An 856-nucleotide genomic window follows, 5' to 3' on the forward strand; every position below is an offset into this window, starting at 1 on the left:
TAGGCCGTGTTGACAAAAGGGATTCCCGGGGCGCGCTGATCATGATTCAAGCTGGTATCTGCGATGGAGACCAGCTTGGCACGAGACCTGATGTCGGACGAGGAATGGGCGTTCCATGAGCCCTTCATTCGGGCTGTCCGCGCCCCGAACGGACGCAAGCCAGTGAGCCATCGTATTGTTCTGGATGGTATTTTCTGGATCGCCCGCACCGGCGCGCCTTGGCGTGACTTGCCCGAGGAGTTCGGCAAGTGGTCCTCTGTCTACCGCCAGTTCCGACGCTGGACGCTGGCCGGGCTGTGGGAGCAGATCATGGAGGCGTTGAACGAGAGCGGGGCGGTCCCCGACGCCCTGCAGATGATCGACAGCACCGTGATCCGCGCCCATCATCAGGCAGCGGGCGCAAAAGGGGGACTCCGCGCCAGGGTTTCGGCCGTTCGAGGGGTGGCTTCACGACCAAGATCCACCTCCGCGTCAACAGTGCCGGCCTGCCGATGAGGACGGAGATCACGCCCGGCCAGACATCGGACTATCTCGGCTTCGATCTGGTGATGGCCGACAACCTGCCCGAGCCCTCCGTCCTGCTGGCCGATCGTGGCTACGATTCTGACAATGTTCGCAAGACCATGGAGGCGCGCGACGTGCTGCCGGTGATCCCCATGCGGAAAACCCGCAAGCTGCGGGTGGCGGTGGATCGCACCCTCTACCGGTTGCGCAACCTCGTCGAACGCTGCTTCAACAGGCTGAAAAACGCCCGCCGCGTCGCCACCCGCTACGACAAGACCGCCGAAAGCTTCCTGGGTTTCATCGACATCACGTCCATCCGCCTCTGGCTGCGTCATTTGTCAACATGACCTAA

1 pseudogene is annotated in these 856 nt (G+C 62.6%); it reads left to right on the top strand.

Features of this window, described 5'->3' with window-relative positions:
• The first annotated feature begins 90 nt into the window (after positions 1 to 90).
• A pseudogene (locus tag ACDP63_RS25035) lies at positions 91 to 851 on the top strand (IS5 family transposase).
• Positions 852 to 856 lie beyond the last annotated feature (5 nt).

This window comes from Paracoccus sp. P2, assembly GCF_046335115.1.
In the GTDB taxonomy this organism is placed as follows: Bacteria; Pseudomonadota; Alphaproteobacteria; order Rhodobacterales; family Rhodobacteraceae; genus Paracoccus; species Paracoccus pantotrophus.